We start from the raw sequence: 17297 nt of genomic DNA, 5'->3' as shown, positions 1-17297 counted from the left end.
TGGCGGAAATTCAGGCGGGCAGCTTTTGGTAGCTGCCCGTTTTTTTGTTTAGGATGTCAGTAACTCTGTTTGTGTTGCGGCCCCATCGGTCAGGGTAAAGAAACTTCTGTCCTTGATCGGTGTCCAAGTGCCGGTGCCTTTGTCCAGAGGCTCTGATGCGATGACCTTCCCGCCATGGTCGAGCCCTTCTCCGAAATACAGTGTCGGGCTGCGTCGGTCGCTGGAATACCGGAAGGCGTACAAGCTCGATCCATCGGAAAAGGCGACAGCCATGCGATCGGGCTGTGCCCGATTGACTTCAAGTGCATCTATCTGTTGGAGCGTGGTTGAAACCGCTTCGCCAGGCGACGTGTCTAGACCGTTGGAGAGTAGCAAAAGGAACAATAACTCCGAATCTGTTGAACCCCGTCGTGCGGCATAAAGATCGTCGGGCAGCGTTGCTTCCAGTCGTCTGCGCAGACGTCCGAAGTCGCCTATCTGGCCATTGTGCATAAAGGACCACTTGCCAAATGCGAACGGGTGGCAGTTAGAGCGTGAAACTTCGCCGAAGGTTGATGCGCGGACATGCGCCAGAAACAACGAAGAATTGATCATGCGACACAGGTCAACCAGGTTGCCATCAGACCATGCGGGCAGCACATCCCGGTACAGCCCGGGCCGCTCTTGATCTGAATACCATGCCATTCCGAACCCATCCCCGTTAACGGCCAGCTTTGCTTCTGCGGCGTGCTGGCTTTGCTCCAACAAAGAGTGGCTGGGTCTGATGATAATGTTTTCCAGGGGAATACTGGTTCCGCAATAGGCGGCAATTCTGCACATCTGTTCTGCCTTTGCGCAAATCTTAGAAAATTTGTCGGATTATAGTCTCGAAAATGGAACAATGTCACGCGAAACCTGGATTATGTCCTGGACTGGTCGCGATCCCGGTTTGCTTTTGCATCTTTCGACGGTGGTCACGAAGTTCCGCCGAATTGGTCAAAGCTTTTGGTAGACTGTCATGAAGGTTTGCCAACCGCGCGTTGCGCGGGTTGTTGGGTGCTGTCAATTTACCCCTTGGAAACCCCGGCCATCTGCCCTAAGTAGAGCTACGGAATAAAGCGTGCGATTCGTCGTGCGCTTTATTTCATTTCGTCCAAGACGGTGGGTGGTGTCACTTGACTCCTTAATTCCCTGCCTGAGACGGGTAAGACCAAAGAATTTCGAGGGTCCCGCCCTCGGGCGAATTTTGGCCAATCCCGTAACAACGGACCTGAACGCTGGGGCGCAAGCCGCAGCAAATATGAGCCGGGATGAGATATCGTCCCAAACTTGGAGAGAACTGTGGATAGAGCCCAGAAAGAGAAAGTGGTCGAGGAACTCGGCCAGATCTTCGAAAGCTCTGGCGTCGTAGTGGTATCGCACTACGCCGGTCTGACAGTTGCCGAGATGCAGGACCTTCGCGCACGTGCTCGTGACGCGGGTGGCGCCGTGCGTGTTGCCAAGAACAGGCTCGCCAAAATCGCCCTCGACGGAAAGCCGTGTGAAAGCATTGCTGACCTGCTGACGGGTATGACCGTTCTGACCTATTCCGAGGACCCCGTGGCAGCAGCCAAGGTGGCCGAGGACTTCGCCAAGGATAACAAGAATTTTGAGATTCTTGGTGGTGCAATGGGTGAGAACGCTCTGGACCGCAAAGGCGTCGAAACAGTTTCGAAAATGCCGTCTCGCGAGGAGCTTATTGCTTCGATCGTGGGCTGCATTGGCGCACCTGCTTCGAATATCGCCGGCGCGATTGGCGCACCTGCAAGCAACATCGCAAGCATCCTTTCCACCATCGAAGAGAAGGCGGAAGCTGCGTAAGCGGTTGGCACTGAATGATCTGCGTAGGGTAAATACCCTGACGTTGGAACACACACTGTAAACGGAAAGAGCTGATAAAATGGCTGATCTGAAAGCACTCGCAGAAAGCATCGTGGGTCTGACCCTGCTGGAAGCACAAGAACTGAAAACCATCCTCAAAGACGAATACGGCATCGAGCCCGCAGCTGGCGGCGCCGTAATGGTCGCAGCTGGTGGCGACGCCGGTGGCGCAGCTGAGGAAGAAAAAACCGAATTCGACGTCGTTCTGAAGAACGCCGGCGCTTCGAAAATCAACGTGATCAAAGAAGTTCGCGGCATCACCGGTCTGGGCCTGAAAGAAGCCAAAGAGCTGGTCGAAGCTGGCGGCAAGATCAAAGAAGCTGTGTCGAAAGACGAAGCCGAAGAGATCAAAGGCAAGCTGGAAGCAGCTGGCGCCGAGGTCGAACTGGCCTAAGTCAGTCTTCTGGTGCATCGCTGATGCATCGCAAAATTTGGCTGGGTCCGGAGATATCCGGGTCCAGCCGAACCTGTCTTAGAAAGGGCCTCATTTATCGGGGCGTTTTCTAAGACGCGGTTCGCGGATCGGGAGGTCGCCATTCGGGACGGTGGCCACGAATTGATCCGGACGTGTCGTCTCTAATGTGCAAGGCGCCGGGGCCCGACGGTGTCTTTGCCCGCTGAGAACATCGAAAGGTGACATCTGACATGGCTCAATCGTTCCTTGGCCAGAAACGTCTTCGGAAATACTACGGCAAAATCCGCGAAGTGCTGGAGATGCCGAACCTCATTGAGGTACAGAAATCTTCTTATGATCTATTCCTGCGCTCCGGCGATGCTGACGTGCCGACTGACGGCGAAGGCATCAAAGGCGTGTTCCAGTCGGTCTTCCCGATCAAGGATTTCAACGAAACCTCCGTTCTGGAGTTCGTGAAATACGATCTGGAAAAACCCAAATATGACGTCGAAGAGTGCATGCAGCGCGACATGACCTACAGCGCGCCGCTGAAGGTCACTCTGCGCCTGATCGTGTTTGATGTCGATGAGGACACTGGCGCCAAGTCGGTCAAGGACATCAAGGAACAGGACGTGTTCATGGGCGACATGCCCCTGATGACACCGAACGGTACCTTCATCGTGAACGGCACCGAGCGTGTGATCGTGTCCCAGATGCACCGATCGCCCGGTGTGTTCTTTGACCACGATAAGGGCAAGACCCATTCCTCGGGCAAGCTGCTGTTTGCCTGCCGCATCATCCCGTATCGCGGCAGCTGGCTGGACTTTGAGTTCGACGCCAAGGACATAGTATTCGCCCGTATCGACCGTCGCCGTAAACTGCCTGTGACAACCCTGCTGTATGCGCTGGGTTTGGATCAGGAAGCGATCATGGACGCGTATTACAACACCGTGTCCTACAAGCTGGACAAGAAGAAGGGCTGGATCGCGCCGTTCTTCCCGGAACGTGTTCGTGGCACTCGTCCAACCTATGATCTTGTTGACGCGAAATCCGGTGAAGTGATTGCCGAAGCGGGCAAGAAAGTCACCCCGCGCGCGGTCAAGAAACTGATCGATGAAGGCAGCGTTACAAACCTATTGGTTCCCTTCGATCACATCGTTGGCAAATTTGTCGCCAAGGACATCATCAACGAAGAAACCGGTGCGATCTACGTCGAGGCAGGTGATGAGTTGACGCTGGAATACGACAAAGACGGTGAGCTGATCGGCGGTACTGCGAAAGAACTGATAGATGCCGGCGTCACCGACATCCCGGTTCTGGACATCGACAACATAAATGTCGGCCCCTACATGCGCAACACAATGGCCGCAGACAAGAACATGGGCCGTGAAAGCGCGCTGATGGACATCTACCGCGTCATGCGTCCGGGTGAGCCGCCCACCGTCGAAGCGGCCTCGGCCTTGTTCGACACGCTGTTCTTCGACAGCGAGCGCTATGACCTGTCTGCCGTTGGTCGCGTGAAAATGAACATGCGTCTGGCGCTGGAAAAGCCAGACACACAGCGCACGCTGGACCGCGAAGACATCGTGGCCTGCATCAAGGCGCTGGTTGAACTACGTGACGGCAAAGGTGACATCGACGATATCGACCACCTCGGCAACCGTCGTGTGCGTTCGGTCGGCGAACTGATGGAAAACCAGTACCGCGTCGGTCTGCTGCGCATGGAGCGCGCGATCAAAGAGCGTATGTCGTCGGTCGAGATTGACACCGTCATGCCGCAGGACCTGATCAACGCGAAACCTGCCGCCGCTGCTGTCCGCGAATTCTTCGGCTCGTCGCAGCTGTCGCAGTTCATGGACCAGACCAACCCGCTGTCGGAAGTCACCCACAAACGCCGCCTCTCGGCGCTTGGCCCCGGTGGTCTGACACGTGAGCGTGCGGGCTTTGAGGTTCGCGACGTGCACCCGACCCACTATGGTCGGATGTGCCCGATCGAAACGCCGGAAGGTCCGAACATCGGTCTGATCAACTCGCTGGCCACCTTTGCCCGCGTGAACAAGTATGGCTTCATCGAAACACCTTACCGCGTCGTCAAAGACGCTGAGGTGACCGATGAGGTTCACTACATGTCCGCGACCGAGGAAATGCGTCACACCGTGGCGCAGGCGAACGCGACACTGGATGCGGATGGCAAGTTCATCAACGATCTGGTTTCGACCCGTCAGTCGGGCGACTACACTCTCGCCCCGCGCGAGAATGTGGACCTGATCGACGTGAGCCCGAAGCAGTTGGTTTCGGTCGCTGCTTCGCTGATCCCGTTCCTCGAAAATGACGACGCCAACCGCGCTCTGATGGGCTCGAACATGCAACGTCAGGCGGTTCCGCTGCTGCGGGCCGAGGCGCCGCTGGTCGGCACCGGGATCGAGGAAAAAGTTGCGATCGACTCGGGTGCTGCGATTCAGGCGAAACGCGCCGGTATCATCGACCAGGTCGATGCCCAGCGTATCGTTATCCGCGCCACCGAAGATCTGGAACTGGGCGACGCTGGCGTTGACATCTATCGTCTTCGCAAGTTCCAGCGTTCGAACCAGAACACCTGCATCAACCAGCGTCCGCTAGTCAAAGTGGGTGACACGGTTGGCAAAGGCGAAGTGATTGCCGATGGTCCGTCCACCGATATCGGTGAGCTGGCTCTGGGTAAGAACGTGGTCGTCGCGTTTATGCCGTGGAACGGCTACAACTACGAAGACTCGATCCTGATCTCGGAACGTATTGCGCGTGATGACGTCTTTACCTCGGTCCATATCGAGGAATTCGAAGTCGCCGCTCGTGACACGAAACTGGGTCCGGAAGAGATCACCCGCGACATTCCAAACGTCGGTGAAGAAGCGCTGCGCAACCTCGACGAGGCGGGCATCGTTTACATCGGCGCGGATGTTGAACCGGGCGATATTCTGGTCGGCAAGATCACTCCGAAGGGCGAAAGCCCGATGACCCCGGAAGAAAAGCTGCTGCGCGCCATCTTTGGTGAAAAAGCATCTGACGTGCGTGACACCTCGCTGCGCGTGAAGCCGGGCGATTACGGTACGGTCGTGGAAGTCCGCGTCTTTAACCGTCACGGTGTCGAGAAAGACGAGCGTGCGCTGCAGATCGAGCGTGAGGAAGTCGAACGTCTGGCCCGTGACCGGGACGACGAGTTGGCCATCCTTGACCGCAACATCTATGCGCGTCTGCAGGGCCTGATCCTTGGGAAAACCGCTGTCAAAGGCCCAAAAGGCGTCAAGCCGGGCTCGGTGATCACCGAGGAACTGCTGGACATGCTGACCCGTGGTCAGTGGTGGCAGCTGGCGCTGGAAGACGAGCAGGACGCCCAGATCGTCGAAGCTCTGAACGAGCAGTACGAAGTGCAAAAGCGCGCTCTGGACGCTCGTTTCGAAGACAAGGTCGAGAAGGTCCGTCGTGGCGACGACCTGCCGCCGGGTGTGATGAAGATGGTCAAAGTCTTCATCGCCGTGAAGCGTAAGCTTCAGCCGGGCGACAAGATGGCCGGTCGTCACGGGAACAAGGGTGTGATCTCCAAGGTTGTTCCGATGGAAGACATGCCGTTCCTGGCCGATGGTACTCCGGTTGACTTCTGTCTGAACCCGCTGGGCGTGCCTTCGCGTATGAACGTTGGTCAGATTCTTGAAACCCACATGGGTTGGGCCGCGCGCGGTCTGGGTCTGAACATCGACGACGCACTTGGCGAATACCGCCGTTCCGGCGACCTGACCCCGGTTCGCGAAGCGATGAAGCTGGCCTATGGCGAGAATGTCTATGAAGAAGGCATTGTTGGCATGGACGAGGATCACCTGATCGAGGCTGCGGGCAATGTGACCCGCGGTGTTCCGATCGCGACCCCGGTTTTTGACGGTGCCAAAGAGGCCGACGTCAACGACGCGCTGGTGCGTGCGGGTTTCTCGGAAAGCGGTCAGTCGGTTCTGTTCGACGGTCGTACCGGTGAGCAATTCGCGCGTCCGGTGACCGTGGGCATCAAGTACCTGCTGAAACTGCACCACCTGGTGGACGACAAAATCCACGCGCGTTCGACCGGGCCCTACAGCCTTGTTACCCAGCAGCCGCTGGGTGGTAAGGCGCAGTTCGGTGGTCAGCGCTTTGGTGAGATGGAAGTCTGGGCTCTGGAAGCTTACGGCGCCGCCTACACCCTGCAGGAGATGCTCACCGTGAAATCGGATGACGTCGCCGGCCGGACCAAGGTCTATGAGTCGATCGTCAAGGGCGAGGATAACTTTGAAGCGGGCGTACCGGAATCGTTCAACGTTCTGGTGAAAGAAGTCCGTGGCCTCGGCCTGAATATGGAACTCCTGGATGCGGAGGTTGAGGAGTAAGGGCGCTGCCCTTTCTCCCGTCCCCCCTTCCGCAAGATTTGAGGTAACAAATGAACCAGGAAATCACCAACAACCCGTTCAACCCGCTGACGCCCCCGAAGGTCTTTGACGAGATCAAGGTCTCGCTGGCGTCGCCCGAGCGGATTCTGTCTTGGTCCTATGGCGAGATCAAGAAACCCGAAACCATCAACTACCGGACGTTCAAGCCTGAACGTGACGGTCTGTTCTGCGCGCGTATCTTTGGCCCGATCAAAGATTACGAATGCCTGTGCGGCAAATATAAACGGATGAAATATCGCGGCGTTGTCTGCGAGAAATGTGGTGTGGAAGTCACCCTGCAGAAAGTCCGCCGCGAGCGTATGGGTCACATCGAACTGGCCGCGCCCGTCGCACACATCTGGTTCCTGAAATCGCTGCCGTCCCGCATCGGTCTGATGCTGGACATGACGCTGCGCGATCTGGAACGTGTTCTGTACTTTGAAAACTATGTCGTTATCGAGCCCGGTCTGACTGACCTGACCTATGGCCAGATGCTGACCGAAGAAGAGTACATGGACGCTCAGGATGCCTACGGCATGGACGCGTTCACAGCGAATATCGGTGCCGAAGCCATCCGTGAGATGCTGGCCCAGATCGACTTGGAAGCCGAAGCCGAGCAATTGCGCGCTGATCTGGCCGAAGCGACCGGCGAACTGAAGCCCAAGAAGATCATCAAGCGCCTGAAGGTTGTTGAATCCTTCCTCGAGTCGGGCAACCGGCCCGAGTGGATGGTGATGACCGTGATCCCGGTCATCCCGCCGGAACTGCGTCCGCTGGTTCCGCTGGATGGCGGCCGTTTCGCGACTTCGGATCTGAACGATCTCTATCGCCGCGTCATCAACCGGAACAACCGTCTGAAGCGTCTGATCGAACTGCGCGCGCCTGACATCATCGTCCGCAACGAAAAGCGGATGCTGCAGGAATCCGTGGATGCTCTGTTCGACAATGGCCGCCGTGGCCGCGTGATCACCGGCGCCAACAAGCGTCCGCTGAAATCGCTGTCGGACATGCTGAAAGGTAAGCAGGGCCGCTTCCGTCAGAACCTTTTGGGTAAACGCGTCGACTTCTCGGGCCGTTCGGTCATCGTGACCGGTCCGGAGTTGAAGCTACACCAGTGTGGTCTGCCCAAGAAGATGGCGCTGGAGCTGTTCAAGCCGTTTATCTACTCGCGCCTTGAAGCCAAGGGTCTGTCTTCGACCGTGAAACAGGCGAAGAAACTGGTCGAGAAAGAGCGTCCCGAAGTGTGGGATATCCTCGACGAGGTGATCCGCGAACACCCTGTCATGCTGAACCGTGCGCCGACGCTGCACCGTCTTGGCATTCAGGCGTTCGAGCCGGTTCTGATCGAAGGTAAAGCCATCCAGCTGCACCCGCTGGTCTGTTCGGCCTTCAACGCTGACTTCGACGGGGACCAGATGGCCGTTCACGTCCCGCTGAGCCTTGAGGCGCAGCTGGAAGCGCGTGTTCTGATGATGTCGACGAACAACGTTCTGTCGCCTGCAAACGGCGCGCCGATCATCGTTCCGTCTCAGGACATGATCCTGGGTCTGTACTACGTGACCCTGGAACGTGAAGGCATGCCGGGCGAAGGCAAGGTGTTTGGTTCGATCGACGAAGTTCAGCACGCGTTGGATTCCGGCGAAGTGCACTTGCACACCAAGATCACTGCGCGGATCGCGCAGATCGACGACGAAGGCAATGAAGTTCAGAAGCGTTTCGAGACCACCCCAGGCCGTCTGCGTCTGGGTGCCTTGCTGCCTATGAATAACAAAGCTCCGTTCGAGCTGGTCAACCGTCTGCTGCGGAAGAAAGAAGTGCAGCAGGTGATCGACACCGTCTACCGTTACTGCGGTCAGAAAGAGTCGGTGATCTTCTGTGACCAGATCATGTCGATGGGTTTCAAAGAGGCGTTCAAAGCCGGTATTTCCTTCGGCAAGGACGATATGGTGATCCCGGATGACAAGTGGGGCATCGTGGACGAAACCCGCAGTCAGGTGAAGGACTTTGAACAGCAGTACATGGACGGCCTGATCACTCAGGGCGAGAAGTACAACAAGGTCGTTGATGCCTGGTCGAAGTGTAACGACCGCGTCACCGACGCGATGATGGGCACGATCTCGTCTTCGGATCGGGCAGCGGACGGGTCTGAACAGGAACCGAACTCGGTCTACATGATGGCCCACTCGGGTGCGCGTGGCTCGGTCACGCAGATGAAGCAGCTGGGCGGGATGCGCGGCCTGATGGCGAAGCCGAATGGCGACATCATCGAAACGCCGATCATCTCGAACTTCAAGGAAGGTCTGACCGTTCTTGAATACTTCAACTCGACCCACGGCGCCCGTAAGGGTCTGTCGGATACCGCTCTGAAGACGGCGAACTCGGGTTATCTGACCCGTCGTCTGGTGGACGTGGCGCAGGACTGCATCGTTCGCGATATTGACTGCGGAACCGAGCGCGCGATCACTGCAGAAGCAGCCGTTAACGATGGCGAGGTTGTTGCATCGTTGGCCGAACGTGTGCTGGGTCGTGTAGCTGCCGACGATGTTCTGCGTCCGGGAACGGATGAAGTGATCGTTGCCGCTGGTCAGCTGATTGACGAGCGCATGGCGGACACTATTGATGAGGCCGCTGTTGCGTCGATGCGCATCCGTTCGCCCCTGACCTGTGAGTCTGAGGAAGGCGTCTGTGCCACCTGCTACGGTCGTGACCTTGCGCGCGGTACCATGGTCAACACGGGTGAGGCTGTCGGCATCATCGCCGCTCAGTCGATCGGTGAACCCGGAACACAGCTGACAATGCGGACCTTCCACATCGGTGGTGTTGCCCAGGGTGGTCAACAGTCGTTCCAGGAAGCCAGCCAGGACGGCGTTGTTTCGTTCGAGAACCCGCAGATACTGGTCAATGCCGCAGGTGAAAGCCTGGTCATGGGCCGGAATATGAAGCTGGTGATCAACGATGAGCACGGTGAGGAACGTGCCAGCCACAAGCTGGGTTACGGTTCCAAGCTATTCGTCAAGGATGGCACCAAGGTGGCGCGTGGCGACAAGCTGTTCGAATGGGACCCCTACACCCTGCCGATCATCGCCGAGAAAGCCGGTACCGCTAAATACGTTGACCTTGTTTCGGGCCTCGCGGTTCGTGATGAGACCGACGAAGCAACCGGCATGACCCAGAAGATCGTGGTTGACTGGCGCGCCGCCCCCAAAGGCAGCGACCTGAAGCCCGAGATCATTCTGGTTGGCGAAGATGGCGAGCCGGTCCGCAACGATGCGGGCAACCCGGTTCACTATCCGATGTCGGTGGATGCGATCCTGTCGGTTGAAGATGGCCAGACCATCGAAGCCGGTGACGTTGTCGCGCGTATCCCGCGTGAAGGCGCCAAAACCAAGGACATCACCGGTGGTCTGCCGCGTGTGGCCGAACTGTTCGAAGCCCGCCGTCCGAAAGATCACGCGATCATCGCAGAAGCCGATGGTTACGTGCGCTTTGGCCGCGACTACAAGAACAAGCGCCGCATCAGCATCGAACCAGCTGACGAGTCGATGGAAACGATCGAGTACATGGTGCCCAAGGGCAAGCACATTCCCGTCGTGGAAGGTGACTTCGTTCAGAAGGGTGATTACATCATGGACGGCAATCCTGCACCGCATGACATCCTGTCCATCATGGGTGTCGAGGCATTGGCAAACTACATGATCGACGAAGTGCAGGACGTCTACCGTCTGCAGGGCGTGAAGATCAACGACAAGCACATCGAGGTTATCGTGCGCCAGATGCTGCAGAAGTGGGAGATCCTGGATTCAGGTGACACCACCCTGCTGAAAGGCGAGCATGTCGACAAGCAGGAGTTTGACGCAGCCAACGAGAAGACGATCTCGCGTGGTGGCCGTCCGGCTCAGGGCGAACCGATCCTGCTGGGTATCACTAAGGCCTCGCTGCAGACACGTTCGTTCATCTCGGCGGCGTCGTTCCAGGAAACCACGCGTGTTCTGACTGAAGCTTCGGTTCAGGGCAAAAAGGACAAGCTAGTTGGCCTGAAAGAGAACGTCATCGTTGGTCGCTTGATCCCGGCCGGTACCGGTGGGGCCACTCAAAGTGTCCGCCACATCGCCCAATCACGCGACAATGTGGTTATCGAAGCCCGTCGGGAAGAGGCCGAAGCGGCCGCTGCTCTGGCTGCTCCGATGATCGACGACGATATGGTCGGAGACGAGCTGGACGTTCTGGTAGAAACACCGGAAAGCCGCGAGTAAGCGACTGTACATTGCAAAGATCAGGCCCTGCGATTTCGCGGGGCCTTTTCTTTTGCTGCATAACGTTCAGCCTGCGAACCGGATATTGCGTTTCCAGGGTTTTCCGGTGCTAGTACCACATGGCTGAAAACGATATTGATCCCGTCATCTACTTTTATGCTCAATCCGATCCATATGCGGAGTTTTCAAACTTTGCGGCTTATGGCGTGGCCATCGACGACCAGTGGTGGCGCACGGTAGAACACTTCTTTCAGGCCCAGAAGTTTCGAGACGTAGTTTACCGTGAACGCATCAGAGCGTGTAGCAGGCCAAAAGATGCCAAAGCGCTTGGCATGACGCGGAAAGTACCGCTCCGGGAAGATTGGGAAGAAGTGAAAGACCAGATCATGCTGGATGCGGTGCAGGTCAAATTCAGGACGCATGAACATCTCAGGCAGCTTCTGCAATCAACCGGTTATGCACAGATCGTGGAAAACGCACCAATGGATTCCTACTGGGGGTGTGGCCCAGACGGGCAGGGGTTGAACACGCTTGGTAAGATATTGATGCAAGTACGGGACGAGCTGCGGCTGGAGGGAGAAGAATGCGATGAAAAAGGTAAAGGGTGATCTTATTCAGCTGGCCTTGGATGGTGAGTTCGACGTCATCGTCCACGGCTGCAATTGCTTTCACATGATGGGCGCGGGAATAGCAAAAACCATTGCTGCAGATTTCCCGGAAGCCTACGAGGCTGATAAACTGACCGAATATGGGGTCAGATCAAAACTTGGCACCATTTCAACGGCCTCTGTTAACCGAGAGGCGGCCAGTTTCGTGATCGTGAACGCCTACACTCAATTTGATTGGAGAGGGCGGGGTAGAAAGGCCGATTACGAAGCCATCTCAGGATGTTTCGACGAAATTGCGCGCTGTTTCTCAACCGCGCGTATCGGGTATCCACTGATTGGCGCCGGCCTCGCAGGCGGCGATTGGTCCGAGATTGCGCCGCGAATAGAAAAGGCTCTGTCTGGTCTGCCTCACACGCTGGTCGAGTTTTCATTTTGACACGCTTGCGACTGGTAAGTATCCGAAATTGCAGACCGCTGGACGATGCCAGTTGACAACCCGCTTCGGTTTTCGGCCAATGAGCCGGAAATTTGAATGGCGGATTCCACCAGTATGACTCCAAATGTCAAAGGCGCGCTGCTGATGATGGGCAGCATGGCGGCTTTTACCGTCAATGATACACTGGTGAAATCGGCGTTGCAGGACTTGCCGCTATTTCAACTGATCGCCATGCGTGGAGTTCTGGCAACGATCCTCGTGTATTTGCTGGCGCGACACCTGGGCACCCTGCATCTGAGCTTTTCGAGACATGATAAATGGCTGGTTATACTTCGTTGCCTGACCGAGCTGTCGGCCACATTCTTTTTCCTGACCGCTCTGAAGAACATGCCGTTGGCGAATGTGACGGCGGTACTGCAGGCCTTGCCCCTGACGGTAACTCTGGGCGCGGCGCTTTTTTTCCAGGAGAGCATAGGCTGGCGGCGAATGGTGGCGATAGGAATGGGTTTTGCGGGTATGTTGCTAATCGTCAGACCCGGCCCGGACGGGTTCAGCCTCTATGCGATCTATGCGTTGATCGCCATGATGTCCGTCACCGCCCGAGATCTGATCACCCGTCGCATGTCTGCGGACGTTCCCTCGATGGTGGTCACTCTGGCGACATCGCTGTCGATAACCGTAACAGCGGCCGTAGTTTCGGCGTTCGAGGGTTGGGCGCCAGTTCCTCTTGTAACTGGAAGCCTCGTGGCTTCGGCGGCGATTTTCGTTCTGATGGGATACGTCTTCAGCGTCTTGGTTATGAGGGTAGGAGAGGTTGGGTTCGTTGCGCCGTTTCGTTACTCCAGTTTGCTTTGGGCGCTGGGTTTGGGTTGGCTGGTTTTTGGTGATTGGCCAGACAAGGTGACGATGATTGGCGCGACCTTGGTCGTCGGGGCGGGCTTATTCACCCTGTTCCGGGAACGCGCCGTTCAGGCGTCGGAGTAAACCTGTGGCACGGCATCCGCTTGCACGCCAAAGCGATTTGCAAACGTGCCCTTATGATCTTCGTCCAAAGGTTCCAATTTAAGTTTGCCTTTGCGCGCGTTTGGGGAATCGTTGAACCCGTTCAGAGATCGGATCCACATCGGTGCATCCGGATAGCTGACAACGGGCATGAAGCGGCCCATGCGCTGATGCGCAAAGTTCATGATCGTCAAATCGCATCCTGCGCCGACATACATCCCCAAACCAGCCGAAATCAGGCCACGATAGAGGTGCATAGCATGAATGCCGTCCGCCCTTAACTCCGCCAGATATCCACAACTGAAATCGATGGCGACGGTGTGATTGGCCTGAATAAGCCCCGTGCAATCGCGTGCCGCGTGCCGTAGCCTTTCAACGAAATCCACGGCGACTGCGTCGTCGTCATCCAACCGGAATTGAATGCACGGTTTCTCTGGACTGGAGCGTGCGCGGTTCAAGATACGCTTCATGACCTTGCGATGCTCATCGGGAGGCTGCGCGATGATGCGGACTTGCTTTATTTCTGCGGTCAGATCACGCAACTTGTCGGACGCATCTTTGGGCAGGCAATCCCCAATCACGATGACAAAATCGAAATCTTCATCCGTTTGCGCCCGCAGCCCGGGCAAGGTGATGGCTTCGAACAAGCGGAACCGTTCGTCTAGGCGCTTGGGGGCATAAAGATAGTCCCGACGATCATCGATCGTGTCGTGTTCGATTTGAAAACCGCCAATGGCTGGATAGGAAAAGCGGCACAGACCGATGACTTGCATAGTTCATCCCTGGATTTTGGCACCATCAGACTATGCCCGCGTGCTACCCGCCCCGCAACCGATCAAGGGTCTTGAATGTGCGTAACCGGCTTTTATAACCCAACGCGATCCAGCCTGACGATACCCAAGCCTGGCGTGCTGTTGACAGTCAGGCCGACTCCCCCTATACGCGCGTCATCTCGGTGCCGGGGGCCGCCCCGCAACCGATTCCAGTAATGAACTGGTCAAGGCCCGGACAATTTTGCCGTTCGCGCCCTCTGATAACAAACCGCGACGTTCACCTCGGAATGGGAACGTTCGCGGGTTTTGCGCTTGTGGACGCATGAGTGCAGCGAATTTAACCGCACGCATCGCGCGTGCATGTCATGTGTGTTGCAAAACGGGGATATAACCGGAATGCCAACGATCCAACAGCTGATCCGCAAGCCGCGGCAGCCGAAAGTAAAACGCTCGAAGTCCATGCACCTGGAGCAGTGCCCGCAGAAACGCGGTGTCTGCACACGTGTTTACACAACCACACCGAAAAAGCCGAACTCGGCTATGCGTAAGGTTGCCAAAGTGCGCCTGACCAACGGGTTCGAGGTCATCTCGTACATCCCCGGTGAAAGCCACAACCTGCAGGAACACTCGGTTGTTCTGATCCGTGGCGGCCGTGTAAAAGACCTTCCCGGTGTCCGTTACCACATCCTGCGTGGTGTTCTGGATACCCAGGGCGTCAAAGACCGTAAGCAACGTCGTTCGAAATACGGCGCGAAGCGTCCCAAGTAAGAAGGAGAGGCTGATATGTCACGTCGTCACGCCGCCGAAAAACGCGAAGTCCTGCCTGACGCCAAATTTGGCGACAAGGTACTGACCAAATTCATGAACAACCTGATGATCGACGGCAAGAAGTCGGTCGCAGAGCGCATCGTCTACAACGCCTTTGACCGCGTTGAAGGCAAGATCAAACGCGCTCCTGTCGAAGTGTTCCACGAAGCACTCGACAACATCAAACCGTCGGTCGAGGTTCGCTCGCGCCGGGTTGGTGGTGCAACCTATCAGGTTCCGGTCGAAGTGCGCCCCGAGCGCCGTGAAGCACTGGCCATCCGCTGGCTGATCACTGCTGCACGCGGCCGCAACGAAAACACCATGGAAGAACGCCTTGCCGGCGAACTGCTGGACGCCGTACAGTCCCGCGGTACTGCCGTGAAAAAGCGCGAAGACACCCACAAGATGGCCGAGGCGAACAAAGCCTTCAGCCATTACCGTTGGTAATTCCAGAGGCTTATCAAAATGGCACGCGAATATACACTCAATCACTACCGTAACTTCGGTATCATGGCGCACATCGATGCAGGTAAAACCACCTGCTCGGAGCGCATCCTGTATTACACTGGCAAATCCCACAACATTGGTGAGGTGCACGACGGTGCAGCCACCATGGACTGGATGGAGCAGGAGCAGGAACGCGGCATCACCATCACTTCGGCTGCGACCACCACTTTCTGGGAACGCACCGAGGACGGTCAGACTGCTGACTCGCCCAAGCACCGCCTGAACATCATCGACACCCCCGGCCACGTTGACTTCACGATCGAAGTCGAACGTTCGCTGGCGGTTCTCGACGGTGCAGTCTGCGTTCTGGACGCAAACGCTGGTGTTGAGCCCCAGACCGAAACCGTGTGGCGTCAGGCTGACCGCTACAAGGTTCCGCGTATGGTGTTCGTCAACAAGATGGACAAGATCGGCGCCGACTTCTTCAACTGCGTTCGCATGATCGAAGACCGCACCGGTGCACGTGCTGTTCCGGTTGGTATCCCGATCGGCGCAGAGACCGAGCTGGAAGGCCTGGTTGACCTGGTCACCATGGAAGAATGGCTGTGGCAGGGCGAAGATCTGGGCGCAAGCTGGGTCAAAGCTCCGATCCGTGACAGCCTGAAAGACATGGCTGACGAATGGCGCGGTAAAATGATCGAAGCGGCCGTCGAAATGGACGACGACGCGATGATGGAATACCTGGAAGGCAATGAGCCCGACGTTCCGACCCTGCGCGCCCTGCTGCGCAAAGGTACTCTGGAAATCGCGTTCGTTCCGGTTCTGGGTGGTTCGGCGTTCAAGAACAAAGGCGTTCAACCGCTGCTCAACGCTGTGATCGACTATCTGCCCAGCCCGCTGGACGTTGTCGATTACATGGGCTTCAAACCCGGCGACGAAGAAGAAGTTCGTGACATCGCACGTCGTGCGGACGACAACATGGCCTTCTCGGGTCTGGCGTTCAAAATCATGAACGACCCCTTTGTTGGCTCGCTGACCTTCACTCGGATCTACTCGGGCACCATGAACAAGGGTGACTCGATCCTGAACTCGACCAAAGGTAAAAAAGAGCGCATCGGTCGTATGATGATGATGCACTCGAACAACCGGGAAGAGATCGAAGAAGCGTTTGCAGGCGACATCATCGCGCTGGCGGGTCTGAAAGACACGACGACCGGTGACACCTTGTGTGATGCGAAAGACCCGGTGGTTCTGGAAACCATGACCTTCCCCGATCCGGTGATCGAGATCGCGGTTGAGCCCAAGACCAAGGGCGACCAAGAGAAGATGTCTCAGGGTCTGGCCCGTTTGGCCGCCGAAGACCCGTCCTTCCGCGTGGAAACCGACCTGGAATCTGGTCAGACCATCATGAAGGGCATGGGCGAACTTCATCTGGACATCCTGGTGGACCGTCTGAAGCGCGAGTTCAAAGTCGAGGCGAACATCGGTGCACCGCAGGTGGCCTATCGCGAAACCATCTCGATGCCGGTCGAGCACACCTACACCCACAAGAAACAGTCGGGTGGGTCGGGTCAGTTCGCGGAAGTCAAGCTGGAGATCCAGCCGACCGAAGCGGGCGAAGGCTATTCGTTCGAAAGCCGCATCGTTGGTGGTGCCGTTCCGAAGGAATACATCCCGGGTGTTGAAAAAGGCATCAACTCGGTCATGGATAGCGGCCCGCTGGCTGGCTTCCCTGTGATCGACTTCAAGGTTGCCCTGCTGGACGGTAAGTTCCACGACGTTGACTCGAGCGTTCTGGCGTTCGAAATCGCATCGCGGATGTGTATGCGTGAAGGCATGCGCAAAGCTGGCGCGAAGCTGCTGGAACCGATCATGAAGGTCGAAGTGATCACCCCGGAAGAATACACCGGCGGTATCATCGGCGACCTGACCTCGCGTCGGGGCCAGGTATCTGGACAAGAGCCGCGCGGCAACGCGATCGCGATCGACGCGTTCGTTCCGCTGGCGAACATGTTTGGCTACATCAACACTCTGCGTTCGATGTCGTCGGGCCGTGCCCAGTTCACCATGCAGTTCGACCACTACGATCCGGTTCCGCAGAACATCTCGGACGAGATCCAGGCGAAATACGCATAAGCGAAGATTTGAGGGAGCTCGGGTAACGGGCTCCCTTCATTACCGAAAAAGGAGGCCATCATGGCAAAGGAAAAGTTTGAGCGTACAAAACCGCACGTCAACATCGGCACGATTG

Annotated in this window: 12 protein-coding genes; 10 read left to right on the top strand and 2 right to left on the bottom strand. The window is 56.9% G+C overall.

Annotated elements, in window-relative coordinates:
* Positions 1 to 48: 48 nt before the first annotated feature.
* The gene (locus AC2TCY_RS17675; RefSeq protein WP_480849339.1) at positions 49 to 819 is read right to left on the bottom strand and encodes a class II glutamine amidotransferase; all 771 of its coding nucleotides are present in this window, start codon (positions 817 to 819) and stop codon (positions 49 to 51) included.
* A gap of 501 nt (positions 820 to 1320) precedes the next feature.
* Here AC2TCY_RS17675 and rplJ point away from each other — a divergent pair.
* From rplJ to AC2TCY_RS17640, 7 genes are all read left to right on the top strand, one after another.
* A complete protein-coding gene (gene rplJ, locus AC2TCY_RS17670; RefSeq protein ID WP_074737768.1) occupies positions 1321 to 1839 on the top strand; it encodes a 50S ribosomal protein L10 in 519 nt (172 codons plus the stop codon).
* Between the two features lie 79 nt (positions 1840 to 1918).
* Positions 1919 to 2293 (top strand): 50S ribosomal protein L7/L12, encoded by a 375-nt coding sequence (gene rplL / locus AC2TCY_RS17665; RefSeq protein WP_170350962.1) that lies wholly within the window; start codon positions 1919 to 1921, stop codon positions 2291 to 2293.
* Positions 2294 to 2544: 251 nt separating this feature from the next.
* Positions 2545 to 6681 carry a DNA-directed RNA polymerase subunit beta gene (gene rpoB / locus AC2TCY_RS17660; RefSeq protein ID WP_480849337.1) on the top strand — a complete coding sequence of 1379 codons (4137 nt, stop codon included), beginning with the start codon at positions 2545 to 2547 and terminating at the stop codon, positions 6679 to 6681.
* Between the two features lie 50 nt (positions 6682 to 6731).
* The gene (rpoC, locus tag AC2TCY_RS17655; RefSeq protein ID WP_480849336.1) at positions 6732 to 10973 is read left to right on the top strand and encodes a DNA-directed RNA polymerase subunit beta'; all 4242 of its coding nucleotides are present in this window, start codon (positions 6732 to 6734) and stop codon (positions 10971 to 10973) included.
* Positions 10974 to 11092: 119 nt separating this feature from the next.
* Positions 11093 to 11581 (top strand): riboflavin biosynthesis intermediates N-glycosidase, encoded by a 489-nt coding sequence (ybiA, locus tag AC2TCY_RS17650; RefSeq protein WP_480849334.1) that lies wholly within the window; start codon positions 11093 to 11095, stop codon positions 11579 to 11581.
* On the top strand, positions 11562 to 12017 hold the full coding sequence (locus tag AC2TCY_RS17645; protein WP_480849333.1) for a macro domain-containing protein: 456 nt from the start codon (positions 11562 to 11564) through the stop codon (positions 12015 to 12017). Before ybiA ends, AC2TCY_RS17645 begins: the two co-directional genes overlap by 20 nt.
* A 114-nt stretch (positions 12018 to 12131) precedes the next feature.
* Complete coding sequence (locus AC2TCY_RS17640; protein WP_480849636.1) at positions 12132 to 13001, top strand: DMT family transporter; 870 nt, start codon at positions 12132 to 12134, stop codon at positions 12999 to 13001.
* Here AC2TCY_RS17640 and AC2TCY_RS17635 read toward each other — a convergent pair.
* On the bottom strand, positions 12986 to 13792 hold the full coding sequence (locus tag AC2TCY_RS17635) for a putative rhamnosyl transferase (RefSeq protein ID WP_480849332.1): 807 nt from the start codon (positions 13790 to 13792) through the stop codon (positions 12986 to 12988). The genes AC2TCY_RS17640 and AC2TCY_RS17635 overlap by 16 nt on opposite strands.
* A 396-nt stretch (positions 13793 to 14188) precedes the next feature.
* Here AC2TCY_RS17635 and rpsL point away from each other — a divergent pair, with 396 nt between their 5' ends.
* Genes rpsL through fusA form a run of 3 tightly spaced genes read left to right on the top strand, consistent with a single transcriptional unit; the run spans position 14189 to position 17182 of the window.
* Positions 14189 to 14560, top strand: a complete 372-nt coding sequence (gene rpsL / locus AC2TCY_RS17630) for a 30S ribosomal protein S12 (protein ID WP_005621086.1) — start codon at positions 14189 to 14191, stop codon at positions 14558 to 14560.
* Positions 14561 to 14575: 15 nt separating this feature from the next.
* A complete protein-coding gene (gene rpsG, locus AC2TCY_RS17625) occupies positions 14576 to 15046 on the top strand; it encodes a 30S ribosomal protein S7 (protein ID WP_008756926.1) in 471 nt (156 codons plus the stop codon).
* A gap of 18 nt (positions 15047 to 15064) precedes the next feature.
* A complete protein-coding gene (fusA, locus tag AC2TCY_RS17620) occupies positions 15065 to 17182 on the top strand; it encodes an elongation factor G (RefSeq protein ID WP_480849330.1) in 2118 nt (705 codons plus the stop codon).
* Positions 17183 to 17297: the final 115 nt, after the last annotated feature.

The organism is Ruegeria sp. HKCCD7181 (assembly GCF_057221055.1).
Note: the sequence above shows the minus strand (reverse complement) of the source record. Positions and strands in the feature narration are given on the sequence as shown.

What these genes read in the sequence shown, in the direction of transcription:
- AC2TCY_RS17675 (WP_480849339.1), bottom strand. Translation starts at nt 819, where the DNA reads ATGTGCAGAATTGCCGCCTATTGCGGAACCAGTATTCCCCTGGAAAAC.
- rplL (WP_170350962.1), top strand. Translation starts at nt 1,919, where the DNA reads ATGGCTGATCTGAAAGCACTCGCAGAAAGCATCGTGGGTCTGACCCTG.
- rpoB (WP_480849337.1), top strand. Translation starts at nt 2,545, where the DNA reads ATGGCTCAATCGTTCCTTGGCCAGAAACGTCTTCGGAAATACTACGGC.
- rpoC (WP_480849336.1), top strand. Translation starts at nt 6,732, where the DNA reads ATGAACCAGGAAATCACCAACAACCCGTTCAACCCGCTGACGCCCCCG.
- ybiA (WP_480849334.1), top strand. Translation starts at nt 11,093, where the DNA reads ATGGCTGAAAACGATATTGATCCCGTCATCTACTTTTATGCTCAATCC.
- AC2TCY_RS17645 (WP_480849333.1), top strand. Translation starts at nt 11,562, where the DNA reads ATGAAAAAGGTAAAGGGTGATCTTATTCAGCTGGCCTTGGATGGTGAG.
- AC2TCY_RS17640 (WP_480849636.1), top strand. Translation starts at nt 12,132, where the DNA reads ATGACTCCAAATGTCAAAGGCGCGCTGCTGATGATGGGCAGCATGGCG.
- AC2TCY_RS17635 (WP_480849332.1), bottom strand. Translation starts at nt 13,792, where the DNA reads ATGCAAGTCATCGGTCTGTGCCGCTTTTCCTATCCAGCCATTGGCGGT.
- rpsL (WP_005621086.1), top strand. Translation starts at nt 14,189, where the DNA reads ATGCCAACGATCCAACAGCTGATCCGCAAGCCGCGGCAGCCGAAAGTA.
- rpsG (WP_008756926.1), top strand. Translation starts at nt 14,576, where the DNA reads ATGTCACGTCGTCACGCCGCCGAAAAACGCGAAGTCCTGCCTGACGCC.
- fusA (WP_480849330.1), top strand. Translation starts at nt 15,065, where the DNA reads ATGGCACGCGAATATACACTCAATCACTACCGTAACTTCGGTATCATG.